This window comes from Mycobacterium sp. E1715 (genome assembly GCF_001667625.1).
GTDB lineage: Bacteria > Actinomycetota > Actinomycetes > Mycobacteriales > Mycobacteriaceae > Mycobacterium.
Genome location: NZ_LZJJ01000400.1, coordinates 1 through 15,574, shown reverse-complemented (window position 1 = coordinate 15,574; position 15,574 = coordinate 1). Strand labels below are relative to the sequence as shown.

The 15,574-nt window shown below is 67.6% G+C and carries 19 protein-coding genes; 11 read left to right on the top strand and 8 right to left on the bottom strand.

Annotated elements, in window-relative coordinates; genetic code table 11:
• Positions 1-48 precede the first annotated feature (48 nt).
• Positions 49-366, top strand: a complete 318-nt coding sequence (locus A9X03_RS19665) for an STAS domain-containing protein (protein ID WP_067748303.1) — start codon at positions 49-51, stop codon at positions 364-366.
• A 17-nt stretch (positions 367-383) separates the two neighbouring features.
• Here the strand turns inward: A9X03_RS19665 and A9X03_RS19660 are convergent, their stop codons facing one another.
• Positions 384-887 carry a DUF2505 domain-containing protein gene (locus A9X03_RS19660; protein WP_067748295.1) on the bottom strand — a complete coding sequence of 168 codons (504 nt, stop codon included), beginning with the start codon at positions 885-887 and terminating at the stop codon, positions 384-386.
• A gap of 98 nt (positions 888-985) precedes the next feature.
• On the opposite strand from A9X03_RS19660, the gene A9X03_RS19655 reads away from it, so the two are divergent.
• Positions 986-1,198, top strand: a complete 213-nt coding sequence (locus A9X03_RS19655; RefSeq protein ID WP_067748301.1) for a DUF3072 domain-containing protein — start codon at positions 986-988, stop codon at positions 1,196-1,198.
• On the opposite strand, the gene A9X03_RS19650 is transcribed toward A9X03_RS19655, so the two are convergent.
• On the bottom strand, positions 1,199-2,215 hold the full coding sequence (locus tag A9X03_RS19650; RefSeq protein WP_067748293.1) for a YihY/virulence factor BrkB family protein: 1,017 nt from the start codon (positions 2,213-2,215) through the stop codon (positions 1,199-1,201). It lies immediately after the preceding gene.
• A gap of 126 nt (positions 2,216-2,341) precedes the next feature.
• Here A9X03_RS19650 and A9X03_RS19645 point away from each other — a divergent pair, with 126 nt between their 5' ends.
• The 3 genes from A9X03_RS19645 (at position 2,342) to A9X03_RS19635 (ending at position 4,778) form a co-directional block, all read left to right on the top strand.
• Positions 2,342-2,773, top strand: a complete 432-nt coding sequence (locus A9X03_RS19645; RefSeq protein WP_067748291.1) for a nitroreductase family deazaflavin-dependent oxidoreductase — start codon at positions 2,342-2,344, stop codon at positions 2,771-2,773.
• A 440-nt stretch (positions 2,774-3,213) separates the two neighbouring features.
• Positions 3,214-4,146, top strand: a complete 933-nt coding sequence (locus A9X03_RS19640; RefSeq protein WP_067782058.1) for an SAM-dependent methyltransferase — start codon at positions 3,214-3,216, stop codon at positions 4,144-4,146.
• On the top strand, positions 4,143-4,778 hold the full coding sequence (locus A9X03_RS19635; protein WP_067748286.1) for a class I SAM-dependent methyltransferase: 636 nt from the start codon (positions 4,143-4,145) through the stop codon (positions 4,776-4,778). Before A9X03_RS19640 ends, A9X03_RS19635 begins: the two co-directional genes overlap by 4 nt.
• Positions 4,779-4,785: 7 nt before the next feature.
• Here the strand turns inward: A9X03_RS19635 and A9X03_RS19630 are convergent, their stop codons facing one another.
• Entirely contained in the window at positions 4,786-5,076 is a 291-nt protein-coding gene (locus A9X03_RS19630; RefSeq protein ID WP_067782060.1) for a hypothetical protein, read from the bottom strand.
• A gap of 338 nt (positions 5,077-5,414) precedes the next feature.
• Positions 5,415-6,101, bottom strand: a complete 687-nt coding sequence (locus tag A9X03_RS30435; protein WP_082974539.1) for a chitin-binding protein — start codon at positions 6,099-6,101, stop codon at positions 5,415-5,417.
• A 320-nt stretch (positions 6,102-6,421) separates the two neighbouring features.
• Between A9X03_RS30435 and A9X03_RS19620 the strand changes: the two genes are divergently transcribed.
• From A9X03_RS19620 to A9X03_RS19610, 3 genes are all read left to right on the top strand, one after another.
• Positions 6,422-7,159, top strand: a complete 738-nt coding sequence (locus A9X03_RS19620) for a VIT family protein (protein WP_197499059.1) — start codon at positions 6,422-6,424, stop codon at positions 7,157-7,159.
• Between the two features lie 117 nt (positions 7,160-7,276).
• Complete coding sequence (locus tag A9X03_RS19615; protein WP_067748281.1) at positions 7,277-8,122, top strand: thioesterase family protein; 846 nt, start codon at positions 7,277-7,279, stop codon at positions 8,120-8,122.
• Positions 8,119-9,669, top strand: a complete 1,551-nt coding sequence (locus A9X03_RS19610; protein ID WP_067748279.1) for a class I adenylate-forming enzyme family protein — start codon at positions 8,119-8,121, stop codon at positions 9,667-9,669. Before A9X03_RS19615 ends, A9X03_RS19610 begins: the two co-directional genes overlap by 4 nt.
• A gap of 7 nt (positions 9,670-9,676) precedes the next feature.
• Here A9X03_RS19610 and A9X03_RS19605 read toward each other — a convergent pair whose 3' ends face one another.
• On the bottom strand, positions 9,677-10,297 hold the full coding sequence (locus A9X03_RS19605) for a TIGR03085 family metal-binding protein (protein WP_067748277.1): 621 nt from the start codon (positions 10,295-10,297) through the stop codon (positions 9,677-9,679).
• Between the two features lie 92 nt (positions 10,298-10,389).
• On the opposite strand from A9X03_RS19605, the gene htpG reads away from it, so the two are divergent.
• Together htpG and A9X03_RS19595 are read left to right on the top strand one after the other, a co-directional pair.
• Complete coding sequence (gene htpG / locus A9X03_RS19600; RefSeq protein ID WP_067748275.1) at positions 10,390-12,324, top strand: molecular chaperone HtpG; 1,935 nt, start codon at positions 10,390-10,392, stop codon at positions 12,322-12,324.
• Between the two features lie 104 nt (positions 12,325-12,428).
• Positions 12,429-12,644 carry a hypothetical protein gene (locus A9X03_RS19595; RefSeq protein WP_067748273.1) on the top strand — a complete coding sequence of 72 codons (216 nt, stop codon included), beginning with the start codon at positions 12,429-12,431 and terminating at the stop codon, positions 12,642-12,644.
• A 5-nt stretch (positions 12,645-12,649) separates the two neighbouring features.
• Here A9X03_RS19595 and A9X03_RS19590 read toward each other — a convergent pair whose 3' ends face one another.
• Positions 12,650-13,159, bottom strand: a complete 510-nt coding sequence (locus A9X03_RS19590) for a hypothetical protein (RefSeq protein WP_231975427.1) — start codon at positions 13,157-13,159, stop codon at positions 12,650-12,652.
• Positions 13,150-13,389: an excalibur calcium-binding domain-containing protein gene (locus A9X03_RS30905; RefSeq protein WP_082969654.1), complete on the bottom strand. Its 240-nt coding sequence runs from the start codon at positions 13,387-13,389 to the stop codon at positions 13,150-13,152. The genes A9X03_RS19590 and A9X03_RS30905 overlap by 10 nt, the downstream gene beginning before the upstream one ends.
• A 106-nt stretch (positions 13,390-13,495) precedes the next feature.
• On the opposite strand from A9X03_RS30905, the gene A9X03_RS19580 reads away from it, so the two are divergent.
• A complete protein-coding gene (locus A9X03_RS19580; protein WP_068262530.1) occupies positions 13,496-14,518 on the top strand; it encodes a TIGR03617 family F420-dependent LLM class oxidoreductase in 1,023 nt (340 codons plus the stop codon).
• Here A9X03_RS19580 and A9X03_RS19575 read toward each other — a convergent pair.
• Positions 14,512-15,574 (bottom strand): NRAMP family divalent metal transporter (locus tag A9X03_RS19575; RefSeq protein ID WP_197696106.1); only part of this gene is annotated, 1,063 nt, incomplete at its 5' end. The genes A9X03_RS19580 and A9X03_RS19575 overlap by 7 nt on opposite strands.

Here is a 15,574-nt window from a genome sequence, read left to right as displayed (position 1 = left end):
TCCTGATGCCGCCGGAACCACGGTTCACCTATCCGCGAGGATCACATGATGCCCACGTCGCTCTCCCTCGACACCGCGCGCCGCGCCGACGGGGAGCTGATGTTGGTCGCGGCCGGGGAGATCGATCTGAGCAACATCGACGACTTCGTGCAGGCCCTCACCAACATCAGCGGAGAAGCCGCGAGCGGTGGTCCGCTCACCGTCGACCTCAGCGGCGTCGAGTACCTCGACAGCGCCGCCATCAATGCCTTGTTCTCCCACGCCGACCACATCAACCTGATCGCCCACCCGATCCTGATGCCGATCCTCACCATCAGCGGCCTCACCGAATTGGTCGCCGTCGAACCCGCGGCTTTGGCGGACTGACGACGACCGGCCGAGCGTCAGGGGTTCTCGGCGATCCAGGTGGTGGTGAAGCGCTGCAACGCTGGCAGGCTTTGGGTCAGATCGGCTTGCATCGATTTCTCGAGTTTGCGGCCCACCAACGGGATCCTCATCGCCACCTCCACGGCGAAGCGCAGTCGAGCCCCGTCTCCGGCGGGCGCCATGACCGCGTCCGCGCGCCCTGACCCCAGACCGCCGGAGGACACGACGTTGATCTGCCCGCGGACTTCGCCATCACCGATCGATCGCCACGTCTCGCTGTGAACGATCTTCAGCTCCCCGGGGACGACCTTGGCAATCAGCGCGGGCATTATCTGCCGGGATACGTGTTGGGTTGCCCGCATGCTCACCGTGCCGTCGGCGTCGACTTCCAGCGAATCCAGCGTGGTGGGGGCGTTGCTCGCTTTCAGGCGGGCCAGCCAGTAGTCCTCCCGCCCAAACGCCGCGTGGATTTGTTCCACGCTGGCGGGCGATTCGATGCGGATGTCGAAGGAGCGCGACATAGCAACCGATTCTTGCAAAGGGCCGGCCACGGCGAGCGGCGTGGCGCAGGTTTCGAACGTACGTGCGATGGTTATCCCTCCTCGCGGAGGTGAAGGACATGACTGACGACACGCGACAGGCGCCGAGCGAGAACCCGGAGAAGGACACGTCCCAGTGGGTGACCGGCGACGAGCCGATGACCGGTCCGCAGCGCAGCTACCTGCACACGTTGGCCCAGGAAGCGGGCCGGGACGTTCCCGATGATTTGACCAAGGCTCAGGCGTCCGAGCTCATCGACGAGTTGCAGGAACAGACCGGACGCGGCAACTGATCAGCCGGCGGGCCCGCCCCGGACGGTGGGCGTCGTCGGCGTCCGGGGCCGGGTCGCCTTACCGGTGAGGTCTCCGAATCTGACGCTGACGCGCTGAAAGCCCTTGACGCGTTCGGCTTTCGCCTTCTTGGTGTAGGTCTTGCGGTCGGCCGGCGTAAGTTCCGCGTTGTCTGTGAAGGGCGTGAGCAACGCCCGCGGGTAAAGGCGTTCCACCAGAACGACATTGATCTCGGCGCACAGAACCAGCGTTGACGACACCAGAAACAGAAAGGCCAGTAATCCCAGAACCAAGGCGAAGACGCTGTTGGTCGCGCTGGCCGACTTCACGGTGTGCCGAATGTATCCGGCGCCGCCCCACTGCAGGATCTGCCAAATGACCGCTGCCGCAAGCGCTCCGGGCAGCACCTGGCGATACGTCAGCTCCCGCGCGGTGGTGACGCGAAACGCCACCAGGCAAATCATCGCGTTGATCGCCACGGCCACCAGCGCGACGCCGATCTTTCCGAAGACGCCCAGCGCTCCTGTCGCCTGGCCGGCCGCCGACAGGACCGTGGCGGCGATGGCCGCCGAGCCCAGGACCAACAGCAACATCAAGCTGCGCAGTCGTGAGCGGACGGGGTCCGGACGCTTGTTCCTGGGGACGGCCCACACCGAGTCCATGGCATTCTGCACCGCCTGACCCACGCCAAGGCCGCCGTAGAGGGCGCCGGCGATGCCGACGACCACGGCGACGGTTCCTCCGCTGAGCCCTGCGGGCTGATGCAGCTGATCGCCGATGACCGGGAATTGGCTCAACGTGCTGTGCAGCACCTGTTCCCGCAGGTCGGGGCGTCCGGCGAGCACCACTCCGAGGCCGGTGGTCAACAGCAGCAGTAGCGGGAACAGGGATACGAACCCGTAGTAGGTGATCAAGGCGGATAGGTAGCCGCCTTGATCATCCAGATATTTGTAGACGACCCCGATAACCACGCCGGCGGCGCGGTTTCGTCGCTGCAGCCTGTCCAGCCAGCCGACCATCTCGTGCTCACTTCGTTTCTACGGAAGCGGATACCCCCCCGATGGGATTGCCTGGTGATACCCGCATTCGGCGACGATCAATCCCGCGCGGGCCCTGTGGGGCTGCCCCCGTGCCAGGATGGGTAGATGGGCGACGACGAAATGCATTCGGAGCGCGAATTCAACGAGCGCAACATCGAGGAGTTCCGCCGCAACGGCGGCAAGGTCGGCGGGCAGTTCGAGGGCTTCCCGTTGCTGCTGTTGACCTCGACCGGGGCACGAAGCGGTGCGCAGCGGGTAAACCCCGTCGCTTACTTCGATGTCGACGGCAGGATCTACGTCGTCGGGTCCGCCGCGGGCCGGGAGAAGAACCCCGCTTGGGTGCACAACATTCGCGCCCATCCGCGGGTGACCGTGGAGATCGGCTCACAGGAGCCCAAGCCGGCGACCGTGCGCGAATTGCCGCGCGACGAGCGGGATTCCGTCTACCGGATCGTGGTCGAGCGGGCGCCGGGCTTCGGCGACTACCAGGAGCGCACCGACCGCGTCATCCCGGTGTTCGAGCTGGTTACCGAATAACAGCACCGCCAACCGGTTTCGTGTCGCAAAATCATTTGAACCGAGTGTCATCGGCGGGGAGGAGACCGACATGACGTGTGCAGCAATGACGCCCCCGGTGCGCGGCCGGATGCTCTGGGCCGTCGCACTCGTTTTGGCGATGTTGCCGGTGATCGCGGTTTCGGCGCCGGCGATCGGCCGGGCCGATCCCAATTGTGCTGAAGGGTTTATCTGGAGCGCGGACTTGCATCAATGCGTTCCCTGGGTCCCGGCGGTGAATGGGCCGGGCGGACCCGGCGGGCCTGGTGGTCCGGGAGGACCCGGGGGACCGGGTGGGCCTGGTGGCCCAGGTGGGCCGGGAGGGCCCGGCCCGCGGTAGGGCCCGGCTGGCTCGGGAACTCTTCGCCCCTCGCGGGTCGTTATACTGGCTAAGTATCGCCATGACTGCGAGGGGAAGACGCATGCCACGCACAGACAACGACAGCTGGGATCTGGCCACCAGCGTGGGCGCGACCGCCACGATGGTGGCCGCGGCCCGAGCGATCGCGACCAGGGCTGACAACCCGCTTATCGAAGACCGATTCGCCGAGCCGCTGGTTCGCGCGGTCGGAGTGGACTTCTTCACGCGATGGGTCGACGGCGACCTCGTCGCCGCTGACGTCGACGACCACGAATCCGGTTGGAAGCTCGAGCACATGCCCCTGGCGATGGCCGCCCGCACCCGATTCTTCGACGCCTTCTTCCACGACGCGGCGCAGGCCGGGATCCGCCAGGCCGTAATCCTGGCTTCCGGCCTGGACGCGCGTGCCTACCGGTTGGCATGGCCTGCCGACATGACGGTCTTCGAGATCGACCAGCCGGCGGTGATCGAGTTCAAGACCGCCACCCTGGCGAAGTTGGGCGCGGCCCCGCGGGCAGACCTGCGCGCCGTCGCCATTGATCTGCGCAGCGACTGGCCGAAAGCTCTGGTGGATGCGGGCTTTGACAAGAGCCGCCCAACCGCCTGGATCGCGGAGGGTCTTTTCGGGTACCTGCCGCCCGAGGCGCAGGACCGCTTGCTCGACAACATCTCCGCGCTGAGCGCCGAGGGCAGCAGGCTGGCCGTCGAAGCCATCCCGGACCGTCCGCAGCAAGACGTCGAGAAGGCGCGCGAAATGATGCGCCGGGCCACCGCCAAGTGGCGCGAGCACGGCTTCGAGTTGGATTGGGAGGAGCTGGGTTTCGACGGTGAGCGCAACGACGTCGCCGACTACCTGAAGGATCTCGGCTGGCGGACGGTCGGCAAGCCTATGAGTGAGCTGCTGGCCGGCAGCGGGCTCGCGGCGATTCCCCAGACCAACGACTCGGTGTCCGTCGCCGACACGATCTACTACAGCTCGGTTCTGGGCGAATGACGGAGCCGAGCCGCCGAGGACTCAACGACGCGGTCACGCGGCTCTGGAGCTTCCTGGCCCCGGTCTACGACCTGCCGTTGTTGCAGCAGTGGGTATATCGTCCGCCGCACGACGAGGTGATAGCGCAACTGCGTGCTCACCATGCCCACAAGATAGCCGATATCGCTTGCGGCACAGGCATTCTCAGTGATCGGATCGCGCGCGAGCTCCAGCCCGACGAGATCTACGGTGTCGACATGTCCGAGGGCATGCTCGGCCAGGCGCGCGCCCGAACCGACCGGGTGCAGTGGTTACGTGGCCCTGCGGAGCGGCTCCCTTTCGACGACGGGGCCCTCGACGCGGTGGTGACCACCTCGGCGTTCCACTTCTTCGATCAGCCGGCGGCGCTGCGCGAATTCCACCGCGTGCTGGCGCCCGGCGGACTGGTGGCCGTATCGGCCCTCAGTGCGCGGCAACGGCGACTCCAGGCACCGTCGGCCAATAGGTGGAAGCCGCAACACAATGCGTCGCCGACGGAGATGCGCACGATGTTCGAAGACGCCGGGTTCGTCGTCAGCGAGCAGCGCCGCATCCCGCGGCCGGTCTGGACACGCGTCGTTTCCGACCTGATCACAGTCGGCATCAAGAACTGATCGACCGTCAGGCGGCCACCGCGCTCGCGGCGCGAGGAGCGGATCGCGGGAATGGATCGCGGTGACCGGTGTGCACCACGCGGGAGGGTCGATACGCCTGGGCCGGGCGGGCGACGATGGCGACATGCTGCCGGGCGAAGCGCTCCTGCCCGAGCTCACCCGTCCGATCGATGAAGTCGGAGGCGATCCACCCGGCGCCGAAAAGGGCCAGCGCGAAGCCGAATTGAAGCGGCGAGCCGGCGACGAGCGCCACCAAAGCGCACATTCCCGCGACCATCGCGACGGCGAATGTGACCAAGTAGAGAAGGGTTACGCGAGGGTCTCGTGCGGGCCGCGTGGACATCGCGCCTCCTCATCGGTCGATTACTCTGGCAGGGGGAAACCCAAACCGTGACCTCGATGTTTCGCTATCGAGACACGTCAATCGAGGGCCATACGGCATCGATGCAACGGCGTAGTACCCCCACCGAGAGGCCAAAGGTCCCACCGCGGCAATTCTTTTCATTCGGTCCGCATGCCGGGGCGGCATAAACGTCTGCGGTGCGGGGTGATTCGCCACCTGCGAGCCAGGTTATCGACAAGCAGCACGATGCCCGCCCCGCCGGGTGGCGAAGCGGGCGTCGTGCTTACTGCGGTTTACAGCGGAATCCACACTCCGAAGAACCAGAAGCCCCACTGATTGAAGCCGGGGTCCCACACCGGGGTCTCCTGATAGCCCCAGTAGTTGATCGGACCGTACCCCCAATATCCACCGGGCGGGGGGAGCGGCCGGTCCCACGCGGGGCGAGGCGGCGCACCGGGTCCCCAAGGCGCCGGACCGTCACCCCACGGGGCGCCGCGGAAGTAGCCGCGCTGAGGATCTCCGTGCCACGGACCGCCCGGTCCGCCCGGTCCGCCGGGGCCGCCGGGGCCGCCTGGGTGGTCGGGCCCGCCCGGGCCGCCGGGTCCGCCTGGATGATCGGGCCCTCCGGGGCCTCCGGGGCCTCCGGGTCCACCGGGACCATTTGGCCCGCCCGGGTGACCGGGGCCACCTGGCCCACCAGGTCCGCCCTGCGGCCCGCCGGGACCGCCGGGGCCCCCAGGTCCGCCCGGCCCGCCGGGGCCCCCAGGTCCGCCCGGCCCGCCGGGGCCCCCAGGTCCGCCCGGATCGCCGGGTGCGTTCGGGGGATGAATGCCCCCGGGAGCGGGTGCGCCATGGTTGCCTGCCGGGCCAGGCGGCGGCCCGCCGGGAGCGGCGCTGGCCGCACCGGAACCCATGCCCAACGCCGCAGCGCTCAGAGCGCCGGCAACGGTCATCCCCCCAAGAAATTGCTTAAGTTTCATAGTCCTTCACCCTGTCTGACTACTGGTGAATTCCTCAGAATCCCCCCTTACATCAACCGACCATAGATAGCTTGCCTATGCAACGGCTGTGAGAGGCCCATGCGGAGCTTTGGGTCGTGCACGCGGCACCCCGACCACGGAAGGCGGACGGTCGGCTCAGGTACCGCGAGACATAAACCGCTGCGATCCGCGACGGCGTGTCGTCGCAGGCGTTTATGTGTCGCGGCTCGGCGCCAGCCAGACGCGGCACCTTTGGGTAGCCCGACAAGCGGGAGTAAACCGTTTGGCAAGGCTATGTTTGCTAGTCCGGCGGGTCTTTGATGTATATCGTTGCGGCCGTGTCGAGCCCGTCGCATCCCCATCCGTCCGAGCCGCACGTGGGTTCGGTGTCGTCGAAATTGAACTGGCTGCGCGCCGGAGTCCTGGGCGCCAACGACGGAATCGTGTCCACGGCGGGCATCGTGGTGGGGGTCGCGGCCGCGACGGTGGAACGCGCTCCCGTGTTGACCGCCGGCACCGCCGGACTGGTCGCCGGAGCGGTGTCGATGGCGCTGGGCGAATACGTTTCGGTCAGCACCCAACGTGACACCGAGAAGGCGCTGCTGCACAAGGAACGCCAGGAGCTGCGCGACGATCCGGTCGCCGAAATGGACGAGCTCGCCGCCTTGTACGAGGCGAAAGGCCTGACGGCCGCGACCGCCCGCACCGTCGCCGAGGAACTCACCGACCACAATCCGCTTCTCGCGCACGCCGAAGTCGAACTGGGCATCAATCCCGAGGAGCTGACCAATCCCTGGCAGGCGGCGTCGTCTTCGGCGTTGTCGTTCGCAATCGGGGCCCTGCTGCCGCTGATCGCGATCTTGGTTCCGCCGGCGGCGTGGCGGATCCCGGTCACCGTCGCGGCGGTGCTCGTCGCGCTGGTCATCACCGGGGCGGTGTCGGCCGGTTTGGGCGGAGCGCCCAAGGGCCGCGCTGTGCTCCGCAACGTCATCGGAGGCGGTCTCGCATTGGCGATCACGTACGTGATCGGCCACCTGGTGGGCGCGGCGATCGCCTGAGCCGCGGTCCCACCTGCCTGAATCGGGTCGACCCGGGGCGACTGTGGCCGGTAACTGTAATATCTACTGTTGCCATCCTCGCATGAGGGATCCCAACTCCGGGCGGAGCGTCGCGCATTGACCGAAACGAATCTCGTGCCGGATGACGTCGATTCGGCGGCGCAGGAGCCATACTTCCTGCGCGACGAAACCCGTTTCGTGCCAAACCCGATCGCGCGCGGTGGGTGGGGCCCGTCGCTCAGCGGGCACGTCGTCGGCGGACTCCTCGGGTGGGCGGTGGAACGCGCGGTCGGTGACCCGGAACTTCAACCCGCCCGCCTGACCGTCGACCTTCCCGCACCGGTCGCGCTGGAACCCATGGAGGTGCATACCACCGTGCACCACGACCGGCGGCGGCTGCGGCTCGTCGAGGTCGTCCTCACCCAGCACGGTCTCCCGGTTGCGCGGGGGAGCGCCTTATTCCTGCGGCGCGGCCCCCAGCCAGAGGGGCAGGTGTGGTCGCCGAACCCGCAGATGCCGCCGCTGCCCATCGAGGGCGGCGCCCAACCGACGCTCTTCATGCGCACCTACGGATGGGGCACCGAATTGCAGAATCGCGACCCCGAATGGGTCGACGCCTCCGGCCAGAAATACACCTGGCTTTGCGAAACCCGCTCGCTCATCGGCGGTGAACCGCTCAGCCCGTTCACCCGCGCCGCCATGGCAGCCGATATCACTGCCTCCCTTGCCAATTGGGGAACAAACGGTTTGCAGTTCATCAATGCCGACTACACGCTCACGCTGAGCCGACTGCCGGAAGGCCCACACATCGGCATGGCCTCGCTGACCCACTACAGCCACGACGGGGTGGCCACCGGTTCGGCTGTACTCGTCGACCGCACGGGTCCCATCGGCAGCGGCGTTTCGGTTGGCATTGCGCACTCCGGATTCCGCCCGACACAGGTCAATCCGACGAGCGAATGAGCATCGGAAGCGACGTCACCTACTGGAGGCTGGTCGCCGACGCGGCGCGGGCGGGATCGCCCCGGCCGCTGCTCGCCGACGACCACGCGCGCACGCTGACGGCGCGGCAGTTCCACGATGCCGCCTGCGCGACGGCCGCCGCCTTCGCCGCTTTGGGGATCCGCGCGGGAACCGTCGTGTCGTGGCAGTTGCCGACCACGCTGGAGACCGTGGTCGTTATGGCGGCGCTGGCCCGGCTCGGTGCGGTGCAAAACCCGATCATCCCGATCCTGCGGGAGCACGAGGTCGGTTTCATCACCGAGCAGCTCTCCTCGGAATACCTTGTGGTGCCCGAGCGTTGGCGCGGATTCGATCATGGCGCCCTGGCGCGGGCCCTGTCCGCGAGTCGAGGTTTCAAGGTCATCACCGTCGACTTGGTGACGCCGCCGGCCGGCGGCGAGCTTCGGCTGCCTCAGGCGGACGCCGGTGCGCTCCCGCCGCCGCCGGCTTCGGCCCGCGATGCGCGATGGGTCTACTACTCGTCGGGAACCACCGCCGCGCCCAAAGGGATTCGCCATACCGACGCATCGGTGATGGCCGGCGCGACCGGGCTGGTCGAGGCGATCGGCATCACCGGCGACGATGTCGATCCCATCGCCTTTCCGGTCGCGCACATCGGCGGCGCGGTGATGCTGGCCGCCGCGCTGCGGACCGGCATGCGGTTGGCGCTGTTCGAGGTATTCGACCCGCCGGCGACGCCGTACTCCATCGCGGCGCACAACCCGACCTTCCTGGGCACCGCGACCCCCTTTTTCCTCGGCTTCCTCGAAGCCCAGCGAGCCCACGGCGACCGGCCGTTGTTCCCGTTCCTGCGCGGCTGCCTGGCCGGCGGCGCGCCCATCACCGCCGAACTCGGTCGCCAGATCCGGGAAGCCTTCGGTCTTCCCGGCATCGCCAACGCCTGGGGGCTCACCGAGTTCCCGGTGGCGGCTTCGCCGTCGCTCACCGACACGCCGGATTCGCTGGACCACACCGTCGGTAGGCCGACGCGGGGGGTCAGCGTCCGGGTGGTGGGCAACGACGAAGGCGAACTGCCCGTCGGTCAGGAGGGCGAGCTCCGCCTCAAGGGTCCCCAATGCTTTCTCGGCTACGCCGACCCCGCGCTGGACGCCGACGCGTTCGACGAGGACGGCTGGCTCCGCACGGGAGATCTCGGGCTGGTCGATCAGGACGGCAACGTCCGCGTGACCGGTCGGATCAAGGATGCGATCATCCGCAATGCCGAGAACGTTTCGGCTCTCGAAGTCGAGAATGTGCTGGCCACCCATCCCGCGGTCGCCGACGTGGCGGTCATCGGGGTTCCCGACCCGCGCACCGGCGAGCGGGTATGCGCGGTCGTGGTGCCCGCGTCGGCCGAGAGCGTGTCGTTGGAATCCCTTGTGCAGCATTGCCATTCGAACGGGCTGAGCCGCTATAAACACCCAGAACGATTGGTGATGGTCGAAGCCTTGCCGCGCAACCAATTCGGCAAGGTCATCAAGAAAGACCTCCGCGAAGCCTTCGGGTGATTTCGGGCTACAGCCCCTTGGGGGCCTCGCGGACGGCCTGCACCGCGGCCGCGTCGCCGTCGAACTCCACTCGCGCCGAACGCCCGACCGAGAACAGCAGCAGCTCCTCGGGCGGGCCGGTCACCGTGACGGCCGGGCCGCTTCCCGCGGTCAGCATCGTCTTGCCCTCCGGGGTGCGCAGTGCCACCCGGCCCGGCACCTTGGCCAGCGTCAGCCGCGCCATCATCGGCAGGGTGCGGCGCAGCCGGGCGCTCAGCTCGGGTTCCAGCGCCCGCGGCTCCCAGCCCGGCTGCGCGCGGCGCACGTCCTCGTGATGGATGAACATCTCCGCCACGTTGGCCACCGGGTCGAGCAGCTTCAACGGGGAGTAAAGCGGCGGACCGGATGCCACCTTGTCGACCAGCTCGTCCCACTCGGCCCGCTCGGCCACCTGGTTCTGCACCTTCTCGGTGTGCGCGGCGAAGAACGGGATCAGGATGCCCGGGGCGGCGTCGGGCCGGTACTCCCGGATGACGAGGTGGGCGGCGAGGTCCCGCGTCTTCCACCCCTCGCACAAGGTGGGCGCCTCCGGCCCGGCTGCGCGCATGGTTTCGACGAGGGCGGCACGTTCGCGTTGCGCGACAGACATGTGTTCAGGGTAGGACCAGCCCCCGGGCACGGACCATCCGCGTCTCGGTAAATTTGCATCGTCGTCTCCTGGAGGAAAGTGCAGGCAATCTGATGAACGCGCGTGTCGAGCAGCTGGAGTTTCAGGCCGAGGCCCGGCAACTGCTGGACCTGATGGTCCACTCCGTCTACTCCAATAAGGATTCGTTTCTGCGGGAGCTGATCTCGAACGCTTCCGACGCACTGGACAAGCTGCGGCTGGAAGCCTTCCGCAACAAAGACCTCGATGTCGACACCTCCGACTTGCACATCGAGATCGAGGTGGATAAGGGCGCCCGGACGCTCACTATCCGCGACAACGGCATCGGCATGACCCGGGACGAGGTGGTGGGGCTGATCGGCACCCTGGCCAAGTCGGGCACGGCCGAGCTGCGTCAGCAATTGAAGGAGGCCCAGAACGAGGCCGCGTCGGAGGAACTGATCGGTCAGTTCGGCATCGGGTTCTATTCGAGCTTCATGGTCGCCGACAAGGTCGAGCTGCTCACCCGCAAAGCCGGCGAGAGCGAAGCCACCAAGTGGGAATCCAGCGGCGAGGGCACCTACACCATCGAAGCCGTCGACGACGCACCACAGGGGACGTCGGTCACGCTGCACCTCAAGCCCGAAGACGCCGAGGACGAGCTGCACGACTACACCTCGGAGTGGAAGATCCGCAGCCTGGTCAAGAAGTATTCCGACTTCATCGCCTGGCCCATCCGGATGGAGGTCGAACGACGGACTCCGGCCGAGGAGGAGGGCGGCGAGGAGACCGTCACGCTCGAAACCGAGACCCTCAACTCGATGAAGGCGCTCTGGGCCAGGCCCAAAGAAGAGGTCTCCGAGGAGGAGTACAAGGAGTTCTACAAGCACGTCGCCCACGCCTGGGACGACCCGCTGGAAATCATCGCGATGAAGGCCGAGGGCACCTTCGAATACCAGGCGCTGCTGTTCATCCCGTCCCACGCGCCGTTCGACCTGTTCAACCGCGACGCGCAGACCGGGATCCAGCTGTACGTCAAGCGGGTGTTCATCATGGGCGACTGCGACCAGCTGATGCCCGAATACCTGCGCTTCGTCAAAGGCGTCGTGGACGCGCAGGACATGTCGCTCAACGTCTCGCGCGAGATCCTGCAGCAGGATCGGCAGATCAAGGCCATCCGGCGGCGGCTCACCAAGAAGGTCCTGTCGACCATCAAGGAGCTGCAGTCCGAGCGGCCCGACGACTACCGCAGCTTCTGGACCCAGTTCGGCCGAGTCGTCAAAGAGGGCCTGCTGTCCGACTTCGACAACCGCGAGACCCTGCTGCAAATCTGCTCATTCGCCTCGACGCACAGCGAGGAGGAGGCCACCACCCTCGCCGAGTACGTGGAACGCATGAAGGAGGGCCAGGAGCAGATCTTCTTCGCCACGGGGGAGACGCGGCAACAGATCCTGAAGTCGCCGCACCTGGAGGCCTTCAAAGCCAAGGGCTACGAGGTCTTGCTGCTCACCGACCCGGTCGACGAGGTCTGGGTCGGAACGGTGACAGAGTTCGACGGCAAGCCGCTGCAATCGGTCGCCAAGGGCGAGGTGGACCTGAGCGCCGAAGGCGACGAGAGCGAGGCCGAGCGCGAGGAGCAACAGAAGGACTTCGCCGACCTGCTGACCTGGATGAAGGAGACGTTGAGCGACCACGTCAAGGAGGTGCGGCTCTCCAGCCGATTGACGGAGTCGCCGGCCTGCCTGATCACCGACGCCTTCGGCATCACCCCGGCGCTGGCGCGGCTCTACCGCGCGTCCGGGCAGGACATCCCGGTCGGCAAGCGGATTCTCGAGCTCAACCCGAACCACCCGCTGGTTACCGGCCTGCGAGAGGCGCAAAAGAAGGCGGAGGGCGACGCCGCGCTCGCCGCCCTCGCCGAGACCGCCGAATTGCTCTACGGCACAGCGCTTCTCGCCGAAGGGGGTGCGCTTGACGATCCGGCCCGGTTCGCCGAGCTGCTCGCCGACCGGTTGACCCGCACCGTGTAGCCCGGGATTTGCCAGGTTTGCGCCAGGGGTGTTCGCGGTCGGCTTGGCCGGCAAATGGGAGATAAGCCGGATTGAAAACCCGCTGGCAGGGATAATCACCTCCCATGGCTGAATTTCGCGTCATCGACCCACGCGGGCGGGTCGTCGCGACGAAGAATTTTGCCAGCGCGGAGTCCGCACACGCATGGTTCATCGCCTCGATCGGCGGCGACACCGAGCTCGGCTGGCGCATGGAGGTCAACGACGACGGCCAGTGGGCCAACTTCGACGACACCCAGGGGTTCACCGCCCCGGTGAGCCACCGCCCCCAGAAGCGCTGATCCGGTTACGGTCCGACGACGAAGCAGCGGCCGCCGCCGCTGCTGAACAACACCTCTTGAACCACCGACGGCGCGACGGTGGGGAATCCGAACCGATGCACCTGTTGGTCGGCGGCGATGTCGGCATCCTGTGACTCGGTGGTGCCGTCCTTCTTGCGTACGAGCGCGGTGACCTTGTCCGGCTTGGGCGGGCTTTGCGGGTCGCGGAAGTACCACACCTCGATCCCGGTGCCCGAGGAATCACCGCGCCACCCGTCCGCGTAGTAGCACGCCGGATTTCCCTCGGCGTCCGGCGGTGGTGGCCGGCAAATCGACAGCCCGACGCAGTCCGGCGCGCTGGTGGTCGTGGGCGTGCTGGACGAGGCGATGGGGCTGGGGGGCGGCGACGGCTTCGCCGCACTTGAACTGGATGCGGCGGGCGCCGCAGCGTGCTGCGACCCGCAGGCCACGAGGCCGGCAGACGCCATGGCGAGGACGGCGACCAACCGCGGAATCGGGACCCACATCAGTGGCATACCTCGCACGCGATGCCGTCGCCGTCACGATCCAGGCCGGACCGGTAACCCGGCTGCCCACGGTGGATCGGGGCCACGCCGTCGGCGCACGCCGCCTTGCAGTTCGGGTAGTAAACGCTGGCGCCCGTCGTCGGCGCGGGTGAGGTCGTCGTCGATGGGGCGGCCTGGGCCGCGGGTGGCCCCGCAATCCCCACGACGATTGCTCCGGCGATGAGCAATCCACGAAGCATGTTGGCGAGCCTCCTGTTAGCGAAGCGGCGTTGGTTGCTGACGAATAATGAGCTAACACCGTGACGCGGTCACCGGGCAAGGGCCGAGCCCACGTAGGCTCCGCTCATGCACGTCGATGCGATGACGGTCCCGCAGCCGCTGCACCAGATCGGCGACCTGGCCCGGCGAACGCAAGCCGCCGGTTTCTCCGGTCTGTTGTTCACCGAGACGGGCCGCACGGCCTACCTCAACGCGGCCGTGGCGTCCCAGGCCGCGCCCGGCCTCGAGTTGTCCACCGGCGTGGCCGTCGCCTTCCCGCGCAGCCCCTTCGTCACGGCCGCCACGGCCTGGGAGCTTCAGGAGGCGACCGGCGGGAACTTCCGCCTGGGTCTGGGCACCCAGGTGCGCACCCACGTCGTCCGGCGCTACGGGGTGGCATTCGAGCGGCCCGGACCGCGCCTGCGCGACTACCTGTTCGCGGTCAAGGCTTGTTTCGCGGCGTTCCGCTCCGGGACGCTGGATCACCACGGCGACTTCTACGACCTCGACTTCATCACTCCGCAGTGGAGCCCGGGTCCGATCGACGCGCCCGACCCGAAAGTCGATATCGCAGCGGTCAATCCGTGGATGCTGCGGATGGCCGGCGAGGTCGCCGACGGGGTGCACGTGCACCCGATCGGCGAGCCGGGATACATCGCCCGCCACGTCTTGCCGAACGTCGCCGACGGGGCGGCGAAGGCGGGACGGTCGCCGCCCGACATCGCGGTGATCGTGCCGGTGATGACCATCGTCGGTGACACCGACGAGGAGCGCGACAAGCAACGAGAAGGCGTGCGCGCCAGCATGGCTTTCTACGGCAGCACCCCCAACTACGCGTTCATCTGGGATCAGGCCGGGTTCGAGGGCACGACCGCCAGGATCCGCGAGAGGCAGAAGGCCGGTGACTTCGCCGGCATGGCCGCCCAGGTCAGCGACGACCACATCGCCGCCTTCGCCACCGAGTCGACGTGGGACGGACTCGCCGGCGCGCTGATCGAGAAGTACGCCGAAAAGGCCACGCGCCTGGTGCTTTACAACGCCGTGGGTGATCCGGAGCGGTTCGAGCGGTACGGCGAGGTGGCCCGCCGCATACAACAAGGGCGTCAGTGACTGAGCTGTATCGCCTTGACCACCAACAGGAGTGCGCCAACGATCAGGTAGGCGCGTAGCGCGATCATGCCGAGTCGGGTGCCCGGTGACCAGGTGACCGGCTCGAGCAGCGTCAGGGGCGGCATCCGCCAGGTGTTGCGGTCGACGCCGCGCGCGGGCAGCCGTGGCGCGGGCGCCGCGGGTTGACGACGGGCCATCCAGCGCAGCACCGGCACCGCCGCGGCGGCGAGTACCGCCAGGGCCAGGGCGAGGTAGCCGGCCACCGCCACGACGTTGAGATCGCGGAACAGCGTGGTGGCCATCAGGATTCCCGACAGCAGCAGCAGCGTGCCGACGATCAACCCGGCGACCCAGTTGAGCCAGGGGCGATTGACCCACGGGCCCAACACTTCCCGGTCGTTGCACAGCAGCAGTAGGAAGACGCTGGCGCTGGGCAGCAGTAGGCCGGCGAGGGCTTGCACGGCGGTGGTGATCAGCCCGAGCGGCGCGCCGGGAATCAGCACGATGGCCGCGGCCACTACCACCATGGCGGTGTAGGACAGGTAGAACTGCTTGGCGTCGGCGAATCCGCGGTGCAGGGAGTGCTTCAGGCCGAACACGTCACCGAAGGCGTAACTGGTGGCCAGGGTTACCGCGGCGGCCCCGATGATCGAGGCGTCCATCAGCACGATCGCGAAGATCCAGCCCAGCGTCCCGCGGTGCTCGCCGAGCAGGTGTGCGGTGGCGCCGGCGTCGGTGAAGCCGCCGACGGTGGTGGTGGAGCGTGCCGCCCATTCACCGGTCATCACCAGCGCCGCGGCACCGATGACCACGACGAAGGCACCCAGCACGGTGTCGGCGCGCTCGTACCCGATGAAGCGCGGGGTGATGCGCTTGTCGACGACGTTGGACTGCTGGAAGAACAGCTGCCAGGGCGCCACGGTGGTGCCGACGATGGCGATGATGAGCAGCACCGCATCCGAGCTCACCCCGCCCGAAATGCTGGGTATCACGAACGATTTGGCGGCCTGACGCCACTGGGGGTGGGACATCAGCAGCATCGGGATCTGCAGCAGC

Excerpts from the sequence above, each read along its gene's own strand:
- A9X03_RS19635 (WP_067748286.1), top strand. The coding sequence starts at position 4,143 with ATGACGGAGCCGAGCCGCCGAGGACTCAACGACGCGGTCACGCGGCTC.
- A9X03_RS19650 (WP_067748293.1), bottom strand. The coding sequence starts at position 2,215 with ATGGTCGGCTGGCTGGACAGGCTGCAGCGACGAAACCGCGCCGCCGGC.
- htpG (WP_067748275.1), top strand. The coding sequence starts at position 10,390 with ATGAACGCGCGTGTCGAGCAGCTGGAGTTTCAGGCCGAGGCCCGGCAA.
- A9X03_RS19610 (WP_067748279.1), top strand. The coding sequence starts at position 8,119 with ATGAGCATCGGAAGCGACGTCACCTACTGGAGGCTGGTCGCCGACGCG.
- A9X03_RS19655 (WP_067748301.1), top strand. The coding sequence starts at position 986 with ATGACTGACGACACGCGACAGGCGCCGAGCGAGAACCCGGAGAAGGAC.
- A9X03_RS19580 (WP_068262530.1), top strand. The coding sequence starts at position 13,496 with ATGCACGTCGATGCGATGACGGTCCCGCAGCCGCTGCACCAGATCGGC.
- A9X03_RS19595 (WP_067748273.1), top strand. The coding sequence starts at position 12,429 with ATGGCTGAATTTCGCGTCATCGACCCACGCGGGCGGGTCGTCGCGACG.
- A9X03_RS19605 (WP_067748277.1), bottom strand. The coding sequence starts at position 10,297 with ATGTCTGTCGCGCAACGCGAACGTGCCGCCCTCGTCGAAACCATGCGC.
- A9X03_RS30435 (WP_082974539.1), bottom strand. The coding sequence starts at position 6,101 with ATGAAACTTAAGCAATTTCTTGGGGGGATGACCGTTGCCGGCGCTCTG.
- A9X03_RS19640 (WP_067782058.1), top strand. The coding sequence starts at position 3,214 with ATGCCACGCACAGACAACGACAGCTGGGATCTGGCCACCAGCGTGGGC.
- A9X03_RS19645 (WP_067748291.1), top strand. The coding sequence starts at position 2,342 with ATGGGCGACGACGAAATGCATTCGGAGCGCGAATTCAACGAGCGCAAC.
- A9X03_RS30905 (WP_082969654.1), bottom strand. The coding sequence starts at position 13,389 with ATGCTTCGTGGATTGCTCATCGCCGGAGCAATCGTCGTGGGGATTGCG.
- A9X03_RS19590 (WP_231975427.1), bottom strand. The coding sequence starts at position 13,159 with ATGCCACTGATGTGGGTCCCGATTCCGCGGTTGGTCGCCGTCCTCGCC.
- A9X03_RS19665 (WP_067748303.1), top strand. The coding sequence starts at position 49 with ATGCCCACGTCGCTCTCCCTCGACACCGCGCGCCGCGCCGACGGGGAG.
- A9X03_RS19660 (WP_067748295.1), bottom strand. The coding sequence starts at position 887 with ATGTCGCGCTCCTTCGACATCCGCATCGAATCGCCCGCCAGCGTGGAA.
- A9X03_RS19620 (WP_197499059.1), top strand. The coding sequence starts at position 6,422 with ATGTATATCGTTGCGGCCGTGTCGAGCCCGTCGCATCCCCATCCGTCC.